The sequence below is a fragment of the Arthrobacter sp. 10T413_2 genome, from assembly GCF_056394205.1.
On the sequence record NZ_JBFTHK010000169.1, the window covers coordinates 1 to 9,187 of the forward strand.

Genomic DNA, 9,187 nt, shown 5'->3' on the forward strand with positions numbered 1-9,187 from the left:
GCGCCGTGAAGTGCCAACTCAGTGGTAGACGCCCGGGTGGCGAGAGTTACTACCCCGCGTACTCCCGGACGGCGTCGAGCTCGCCCTCAAGTGCCAGCAGCTGGCGCTCGACGGCCGCCGGTGCGGTGCCGCCTTGGGAGTTGCGGCTGTTGAGCGAACCCTCGGTGGACAGGACCGTGCGGACCTCCGGCGTCAGGTGCTCCGAGATGGCGGCGTATTCCGCGTCCGTCAGGTCCCAGAGCTCGACGCCGCGGCTTTCGGCCTGCTTCACCGCGGCACCGGAGAGCTCATGCGCCTCGCGGAACGGAACACCCTGCCGGACCAGCCATTCGGCAATGTCCGTGGCCAGCGCGAAGCCCTGCGGCGCCAGCGCTTCCATCCGTTCGGTGTTGAACTTCAGGGTCGCGATCATGCGGGACACGGCCGGAAGCAGCACTTCCAGGKTGTCGGCGGCGTCGAAGACMGGTTCCTTGTCTTCMTGCAGGTCGCGGTTGTACGCGAGCGGCAGGCCTTTGAGCGTCGCCAGCAGGCCCGTCAGGTTGCCGATCAGACGCCCGGCCTTACCGCGCGCGAGCTCGGCGACGTCCGGGTTCTTCTTCTGCGGCATGATCGAGGAGCCGGTGGAGTAGGAATCATGCAGGGTGACGAAGGAGAACTCCTTCGTGGCCCACAGGATCACTTCCTCCGAGACCCGGGACAAGTCCACCCCGATCATGGCCGTGATCCAGGCGAACTCAGCGAAGACATCGCGGGACGCGGTGCCGTCGATCGAGTTGTGCGTAGCCGAGAAGAAGCCCAGTTCCGCGGCGACGGCCTCCGGGTCCAGGCCCAGCGAGGATCCGGCCAGGGCACCCGAGCCATAGGGCGAAACCCCGGCGCGCTTGTCCCAGTCGGCCAGCCGCTGCACATCCCGCAGCAACGCCCAGGCGTGGGCCAGCAGGTGGTGGCTCAGCAGCACCGGCTGGGCATGCTGGAGGTGGGTACGGCCGGGCATGGCCACACCACGGTGGGCCTTGGCCTGGTCCACGAGAGCATCGATCGTGGCGAGCACGCCGCGCGCGATGATCCGGGCGTGGTCCCGCAGGAACATCCGGCCCAGGGTGGCCACCTGGTCGTTGCGGGACCGGCCGGCGCGGAGCTTGCCGCCGAGCTGGGTCCCGGCGCGCTCGAACAGGCCGCGCTCCAGGGAACCGTGCACGTCCTCATCGGACTCGGCCGGTGTGTAGGCCCCGGACGCGACGTCCTCGTCCAACCGCGTCAGGGCGGCCAGCATGCCCTCGAGCTCGGCGTCGTCCAGCAGCCCTGCCTTGTGCAGCACGCGGGCGTGCGCCTTGGACCCGGCGATGTCGTAGCGGGCCAGCCGCCAGTCAAAATGCGTGGACTTGCTCAGCGCCGCGAGGGCGTCCGCAGGGCCGCCGGCGAACCGGCCGCCCCACAGCGCACCCGTATTGGTAGCTTCGGACTTTGTCCCCGGGCGCACCCCAGCCTCGCTTCGCTCKACCGGGGACCCCTGCGCCCGTGGGCCCTGCTGCTGACTCACTTTCCGGCGACGCGGATGTCGCGGCCGGAGGCGACCTTGGCGGACATGCCCCACAGCTCGATGAAGCCGCGCGCCATGGACTGGTCGAAGGTGTCGCCGGTGTCGTAGGTMGCGAGGTCGAAGTCGTAGAGCGAGGTCTCGGAGCGGCGGCCGTTGACGATCRCCTGGCCGCCGTGCAGGACCATGCGGATGTCGCCGGAGACGTAGCGCTGGGTGTCTTCGATGAAGGCGTCGAGGGAGCGCTTGAGCGGGGAGAACCACTGGCCGTCGTAGACCAGCTCGGCCCAGCGCTGGCCGACGGTGGCCTTGAAGCGGGCCTGCTCGCGCTCGATCGTGATGTCCTCGAGGTGCTTGTGTGCGGTGATCAGCGCCATGGCACCGGGGGCCTCGTAGATTTCGCGGGACTTGATGCCCACCAGGCGGTCCTCGACGACGTCGATCCGGCCGACGCCCTGGGCACCGGCGCGGCGGTTGAGTTCCTTGATGGCCTGCAGCGGGGTKACCTTGACGCCGTCGATCGCGACGGGCACGCCGGCCTCGAAGGAGATGGTGACTTCATCCGGTGCCGGCGGGAATTCCGGGGTGGCGGTGTAGTCGTAGATGTCCTTGGTGGGGGCGTTCCAGATGTCCTCGAGGTAGCCGGTTTCGACGGCGCGGCCCCAGACGTTCTGGTCGATCGAGTACGGGTTCTTCTTGGTGGTCTCGATCGGCAGTCCCTTTTCCTCGGCGAAGGCGATGGCCTTGTCGCGGGTCAGGGCGAGGTCGCGGACCGGGGCGATGCACTTCAGGTCCGGGCCGAGGGTCTGGATGCCGACCTCGAAGCGGACCTGGTCGTTGCCCTTGCCGGTGCAGCCGTGGGCCACGGTGGTGGCACCGAATTCGCGGGCTGCCTTKACCAGGTGCTTGACGATCACCGGGCGGGAAATGGCGGAGACCAGCGGGTAGTGGCCCTGGTAGAGGGCGTTGGCCTTCAGTGTGGGGACGCAGTACTCGTTGGCGAACTCGTCGCTGGCGTCGGCCACGTAGGCCTCGACGGCGCCGCAGCCCAGCGCGCGCTGGCGGATGGTTTCCAGGGATTCGCCGCCCTGTCCGACGTCGACGGCCACGGCGATGACCTCGGCGCCGGTGGCTTCACCGATCCAGCCGATGGCTACGGAAGTATCCAGGCCGCCGGAGTAGGCCAGAACAATACGCTCAGTCACTTGAAATGCTCCTTAGTTGTTTGGTTGATGCAGTTGTCTGGGAAGAATGCGGAAGAACTGTCGGGGAAAACTAGTGCGGAAATCGTGTCTGCTGAAAGCCTGTCACAGGCCCACCGCAGACCCAATCCTGCGTTGGCCGCGGCGCTATTGGCTGCCGGCTTCCTCGGCGAACTGCAGGAAGCGGGCGGCGACGTCGGCGCCGCCCAGGGGGTCCCGGGTGACGAGGAGGACGGTGTCGTCCCCCGCGATGGTGCCCAGGATCGAGGGCATCACGGAGTGGTCGATCGCGAGGGCCAGGAAGTTCGCGGCGCCCGGCGGGGTCCTGAGCACCACGAGGTTGGCCGAGGCCTCGGCGGTGACGAGCAGTTCCCCGCACAGCCGGCTCAGCCGGGCGTCGAGGATTTCCTGGGTGACACCGCTTTTGGCGGCCCGTTCGCCGCCCTCCCCCGGGACGGCGTAGACCAGCACGCCGTCCTTGCCGCGGACCCGGACCGCGCCGAGTTCCACGAGGTCGCGGGAGAGCGTGGCCTGGGTGACCTGGACGCCGTCGTCCGCGAGCAGCGCCGCGAGCTCGGCCTGCGACCGGACCGATTCGCCCGTGAGGATCGCCGTGATCCGCGCCTGCCGGGCCGTTTTGGTGGCCGGGCTGGCCCCCGGAGAGGCTGGCTGGACGGAMATCAGGCCGGGCCCACCGGCGCCAGCCCGTCGACTTGCGCCGGCCCATCGACCGGCGCGAGCCCGTCAACAACCGCCAGGCCTGAGCGGTGCATGAGCCACGCTATGAGGGCCTTCTGGGCGTGGAGTCGGTTTTCGGCCTCGTCCCAGACCACCGACTGCGGGCCGTCAATGACGTCCGCAGCGATCTCGTAGCCCCGGTAGGCCGGCAGGCAGTGGAGCACGACGGCGTCCGGCGCCGCGAGCTTCATGKCGTCGGCGTCCACGGAATAGTTGCGGAACAGCTTCATCCGCGCTTCCTTTTCCGCTTCCTGGCCCATGGACACCCACGTGTCGGTGGCGACGACGTCGGCGCCGAGGAGGGCCTCGGCGGGGTCGATCGTCACCAGCACGGAGCCGCCGGTCTCCGCGGCGCGGTCCTCGGCGGCGGCGATGATCTCCGGGGACGGCAGGTACCCGTCCGGGCCGGCGACGCGGACGTTCATGCCCGCCGTGACGCCGGCCAGCAGGTAGGAGTTGGCCATGTTGTTGGCGGAGTCGCCCAGGTACGCCATGGTCAGGCCGTTGAGTCCGCCCTTGTGTTCCTTGATGGTCAGGAGGTCGGCGAGCAGCTGGCACGGGTGGTAGTCATCGCAGAGGGCGTTGATGACCGGAACGCGCGAGTTTTCGGCCATGGCGACGAGGCCGGCGTGCGCGCCKGTGCGCCATACGATGGTGGAGACCATGCGTTCGAGCACCTTGGCGGTGTCCTCGACCGATTCCTTGTGGCCGATCTGTGCCTCGCCCGGGTTGATGATGAGCGGATTGCCGCCCATGTCCGCGATGCCGGTGGCGAAGGAGACCCTGGTCCGGGTGGAGGTCTTGTCGAAGATGACAGCCACGGTCTTGCGGCCGCTGGCCGCCGCGGCGAAGGGCTGGACGGTGTACGGCGCGGCCTTCATCCGGGCGGCGAGCTCGAGGACCTCGGCCTGTTCGGCCGGGCTGAGGTCCGTGTCCTTGAGGAAGTGGCGGACGGGTCTTGTCGAAATGTCAGTTGCGCTCACTGGGCGTCCTTTGCGGTCTGGAGGAGGGCGGGCAGCGCCGCGAGGAAGCGGTCGGCCTGATCGGTGGTCAGGATCAGCGGCGGTGCCAGCCGGATGGTGCGCGGGCCCGGGCTGTTGACGATGAACCCGGCGTCGAGCCCGGCGGCAACGACGCCGGGCGCGACGTCGGCGTCGAGATCGAAGCCGATCAGCAGCCCCTCGCCGCGGACCTCGGTCACGCCGTCGATCCCGGCCAGGCCCGCGCGGAGGTGCTCCCCCACGGCCCGGACGTGGGCCAGGACATCCTGGCTTTCGAGGACGTGCAGAGTGGCGAGAGCGGCCGCGGTGGCCACCGGGTTGCCGCCGAACGTGGTCCCGTGCTGGCCGGCCGTCAGCAGCGCTGAGATTTCCGGGCCGAAGGTCACCAGGGCGCCGATCGGGAAGCCGCCGCCCAGTCCCTTGGCGAGCGTCACGGCGTCGGGCACGATCCCGGCGTCCTCGCTGGCCAGCCACTTGCCGGTGCGGCCGATGCCGGTCTGGACCTCGTCGAGGATCAGCAGCGCGCCCGCGGCGCTCGTGGCCTCGCGGGCAGCCTTGAGGTAGCCGGCGGGCAGCGGCCGGACGCCGGCCTCGCCCTGGATCGGTTCGAGGAAGACCGCCGCGGTGGTGTCGTCCACCGCGGCGCGAAGGGCCTCGATGTCACCKAACGGAACGTGCACGACGCCGCCGGGCAGCGGCGCGAACGGCGCCCGGTATGCCTCCTTGGCGGTCAGCGCGAGGGCGCCCATGGTGCGGCCGTGGAAGGCGCCCTCGAGCGCGATGATCTTGGTGCGCGGCTGTGCTGCGCCCTCCTCGGCTGCGGCGCGGCTGGCGCCGGTGTTCCGGCGCGCCAACTTGAAGGCCGCCTCGACGGCCTCGGTGCCGGAGTTGGCGAAGAACACCTTGGAGCCGGCCGGCGCCTTGGACAGTTCCAGCAGCTTTTCGGCCAGGGCGATCTGGGTGGGGCTCGTGAAGAAGTTGGAGACGTGGCCCAGGGTGGCGAGCTGGCTGGAGATCACCGAGGTGACGAACGGGTGGGCGTGGCCCAGGGCGTTCACCGCGATCCCGCCGAGCAGGTCGAGGTACTCCTTGCCGTCGGCGTCCCACACGAGGCAGCCGGCGCCGCGGACCAGGACCCGTTGCGGGGTGCCGAAGACGCCCAGCAGGGAGGATGAGTAGCGGGAGAGCCAGTCGGCTCCGCTGCTGCTGGAGACAATTGTGGTTGCGGCGGCCTCCGCAGCGATGGGGGCCCCGCCCGCTTCGCGGTGCCCGACCACACCCGGCCCCCCATCGCTGCTGCGGCCTTCGGCGGAATGGCTCAGTTCAGTGCTGCTCACTATGCGTTCACTGCCTCGTCCGGGACKACCTGGGTGCCGATGCCKGCGGTCGTAAAGGTTTCCAGCAGCATCGAGTGCGGCAGCCGGCCGTCAACGATGTGGGCGCGCTCGACGCCGTCGTCAATCGCTTTCAGGCAGGCCGCCATCTTCGGGATCATGCCGGACTCAAGGCGCGGCAGCAGTTCGCGCAGCTCCGAAGCGGTCAGCGACGAGATGAGCGAGGACCGGTCCGGCCAGTTGGCGTAGAGGCCTTCGACATCGGTCAGGATGACCAGCTTGGATGCACCMAGCGCCGACGCGACCGCTGCCGCCGCCGTGTCCGCGTTGACGTTTAGTACCTGCCCCGTGGTGGACCCGTCGTCGTGGATTTCCGGGGCGACGGTGGAGATCACGGGAATCCGCCCGGCGGCCACGATGTCCAGGATGCCTTCCGGGTTGACCCCGACGACCTCGCCCACCAGGCCCAGGTCTACCTCTTCGCCGTCCACCACGGTGCCGGTACGGACGGCGCGGAGCAGGCCGCCGTCCTCGCCGGACATGCCGACGGCGTACGGGCCGTGGGAGTTGATCAGCCCCACGAGTTCGCGTCCCACCTGGCCGGTGAGGACCATCCGGACCACGTCCATGGCCTCGGGCGTGGTGACGCGCAGGCCGCCCTTGAACTCGGATTCGATCCCGAGCCGGCTGAGCATGGTGTTGATCTGCGGGCCGCCGCCGTGCACCACCACGGGGTGGATGCCGACGTGGTGCAGGAAGACGACGTCCTCTGCGAAGGCGCGGCGGAGYTCGTCGTTGACCATGGCGTTGCCGCCGTACTTGATCACCATGGTGGTGCCGGCAAAGCGCTGGATCCAGGGCAGCGCCTCGATCAGCGTGGCTGCTTTGTCGCGGGCCTCGGACATGGAGGTGGTCTMGCGTGTCTGGGTGTTCATGCTGTTCGTCCCTTCCCGGAAGGGCCTAGCTTGAGTAGGCGCTGTTCTCGTGGACGTAGTCGTGGGTGAGGTCGTTGGTGAGGATCGTGGCCTCGGCCTCGCCGGCCTGCAGGTCGATCTCGACGAGGACCTCGCGCGGCTCCAGGTCCACGAGGTTCCGATCGTCGCCGATGCTGCCGTTGCGGCAGATCTGGACGCCGTTCATGGACACATTGAGCTGGTCCGGTTCGAACGCCGCGTCGGTGGTGCCGACGGCGGACAGCACGCGGCCCCAGTTGGGGTCCTTGCCGAAAATCGCGGTCTTGAACAGGTTGGAGCGGGCGACGGCACGGCTGACGGTCTCGGCGTCCCGCTCGCTMGCAGCGTTGAACGTCCGGATCGCGATATCGTGGCTGGCGCCCTCGGCGTCGCCGATCAGTTTGCGTGCCAGCTCGGCGCAGACCTCGGTCAGTCCGGCACCGAACTCGACAGCGGACGGCACGGTACCGGAGGCACCGGAGGCCAGGAGCACCACGGTGTCGTTGGTGGACATGCAGCCGTCGGAATCTGCCCGGTCGAAGGTGACCCGGGTGGCGTCGCGGAGGACGACGTCGAGCATTTCCGGCTGGACGTCGGCGTCCGTGGTGAGGACCACCAGCATGGTGGCGAGGCCCGGGGCCAGCATGCCGGCGCCCTTGGCCATGCCGCCGATGGTGAACTCGTTGCCTTCGGCGTCCGTGMCGGTGAAGACGGCCTGCTTGGACACCGAGTCGGTGGTCATGATCGCGGTGGCCGCCGCTGCCCCGCCGTCGGCGGCCAGGCCGGCGGTGGCGGAACCGATCCCGGCCAGGATTTTGTCCATKGGCAGCTGCTCGCCGATCAGTCCGGTGGAGCAGACCACGACGTCGGTGGCCGAGACACCCAGCGCCTCGGCGGTCTTCTCGGCCGTGGTGTGCGTGTTCTGGAAGCCCTGGKGCCCGGTGCAGGCGTTCGCTCCCCCGGAGTTGAGGATGACGGCGTCGACGCGGCCGTCCTTGACTACTTCGCGGGACCAGTGCACGGGAGCCGCGGCGACGCGGTTGGACGTGAAGACCGCCGCGGCGGCCTTGGACGGGCCGTCGTTGACCACGAGTGCCAGGTCCGGTTTGCCGGAGGTCTTGAGGCCGGCGGTGACGCCGGCGGCGCGGAATCCCTGCGGTGCGGTGATGCTCACGGTGCGACTCCCTGGAGGTTGAGGCCGGCGTCTTCCGCCAGGCCGAGGGCAATATTCATGGACTGCACGGCCCCGCCGGCGGTTCCCTTGGTCAGGTTGTCGATKGCGCAGCACACGATCACGCGGCCGGTGTGCTCATCGAACGCAAGCTGCATGACCGTGTGGTTGGATCCCTGGACCGATTTGGTGGAGGGCCATTGGCCTTCGGGGAGCAGGTGCACGAACGGTTCGTCGTCGTAGGCCTCGCTCCAGGCGCGGCGCAACTCCTCGGCGGTGACTCCCGAACGCACCTTCGCCGTCGCCGTCGTGAGGATGCCGCGGCTCATCGGGGCGAGCGTGGGCGTGAAGGACACGGTGACCGGGGCGTTCAGGGCCTTGGACAGTCCCTGTTCGATCTCCGGGGTGTGCCGGTGTCCGCCACCCACACCGTAGGGGCTCATGGAGCCYATGACCTCGGCGCCGATCAGGTTCACCTTGGCGGCCTTGCCGGCCCCCGAGGTGCCGGAGGCGGAGACGATCACGACGTCGTCGCCTTCCAGGAGGTGGCTGCTGAAGCCGGGCGTGAGGGCCAGCAGGGCCGACGTCGGGTAGCAGCCCGGGACTGCGATCCGGGTTGCGCCGCGCAGGGCGTCGCGCTGGCCGGGCAGTTCGGGGAGTCCGTAGGGCCAGGTGCCGGCGTGCGCGGAGCCGTAAAACTTCTCCCAGGCCTGCGGGTCCTCGAGGCGGTGGTCCGCCCCGGCGTCGATCACCACGGTTCCGGCCGGAAGCCGGGCCGCGATCTCCGCGGACGCCCCGTGCGGAAGCGCCAGGAACACKACGTCGTGCCCTGCCAGGTTGTCCACCGTGGTGTCTTCAAGGATCCGGTCTGCCAGGCCATGGAGATGCGGCTGCAATTCCCCTAGTCTGGAACCGGCGTTGCTGTGGGCCGTGATGGCGCCGATGGTGACGTCGGGATGACCGGCAAGGATCCGCAGGACCTCGCCGCCGGCATAGCCGCTCGCCCCGGAAACGGCAACAGAAATAGTCATAAGCACGACTATACAGCAAGAGTATGCATAGGTGCCGATATTTATGCATTCATGCGCCTGTGTCCGGATGAACCCCGGAATGCGTGCGGATGCGGCCCCTAGCCCGTTACATTTATTGGGTTCCCGACCGTCGGGGACATGGTCGCTGGACCCGGTATGACTTTCCTGCCCTGTCACTGATGATCCGGGGGGTGTTGTCGCCGGGTCCGGAGGCACTTGT

8 protein-coding genes are annotated in these 9,187 nt (G+C 69.0%); all 8 read right to left on the minus strand.

The window, feature by feature from the left end:
• Window positions 1–49 precede the first annotated feature (49 nt).
• Entirely contained in the window at window positions 50–1,480 is a 1,431-nt protein-coding gene (argH, locus tag AC1DBQ_RS19110) for an argininosuccinate lyase (protein ID WP_476930009.1), read from the minus strand.
• 56 nt (window positions 1,481–1,536) lie between these two features.
• Window positions 1,537–2,742 (minus strand): argininosuccinate synthase, encoded by a 1,206-nt coding sequence (locus AC1DBQ_RS19115; RefSeq protein WP_476930010.1) that lies wholly within the window; start codon window positions 2,740–2,742, stop codon window positions 1,537–1,539.
• Window positions 2,743–2,886: 144 nt separating this feature from the next.
• Window positions 2,887–3,420 carry an arginine repressor gene (locus tag AC1DBQ_RS19120; protein WP_091249947.1) on the minus strand — a complete coding sequence of 178 codons (534 nt, stop codon included), beginning with the start codon at window positions 3,418–3,420 and terminating at the stop codon, window positions 2,887–2,889.
• Window positions 3,420–4,460, minus strand: a complete 1,041-nt coding sequence (gene argF / locus AC1DBQ_RS19125; RefSeq protein ID WP_476930011.1) for an ornithine carbamoyltransferase — start codon at window positions 4,458–4,460, stop codon at window positions 3,420–3,422. Before argF ends, AC1DBQ_RS19120 begins: the two co-directional genes overlap by 1 nt.
• The gene (locus AC1DBQ_RS19130) at window positions 4,457–5,722 is read right to left on the minus strand and encodes an acetylornithine transaminase (protein WP_476930015.1); all 1,266 of its coding nucleotides are present in this window, start codon (window positions 5,720–5,722) and stop codon (window positions 4,457–4,459) included. Before AC1DBQ_RS19130 ends, argF begins: the two co-directional genes overlap by 4 nt.
• A 92-nt stretch (window positions 5,723–5,814) precedes the next feature.
• Window positions 5,815–6,747, minus strand: coding sequence for an acetylglutamate kinase (gene argB / locus AC1DBQ_RS19135; protein WP_476930012.1), 933 nt, complete (start codon window positions 6,745–6,747; stop codon window positions 5,815–5,817).
• A 25-nt stretch (window positions 6,748–6,772) separates the two neighbouring features.
• Window positions 6,773–7,939, minus strand: a complete 1,167-nt coding sequence (argJ, locus tag AC1DBQ_RS19140) for a bifunctional glutamate N-acetyltransferase/amino-acid acetyltransferase ArgJ (RefSeq protein ID WP_476930013.1) — start codon at window positions 7,937–7,939, stop codon at window positions 6,773–6,775.
• Entirely contained in the window at window positions 7,936–8,967 is a 1,032-nt protein-coding gene (gene argC / locus AC1DBQ_RS19145; RefSeq protein ID WP_476930014.1) for an N-acetyl-gamma-glutamyl-phosphate reductase, read from the minus strand. Before argC ends, argJ begins: the two co-directional genes overlap by 4 nt.
• Window positions 8,968–9,187 lie beyond the last annotated feature (220 nt).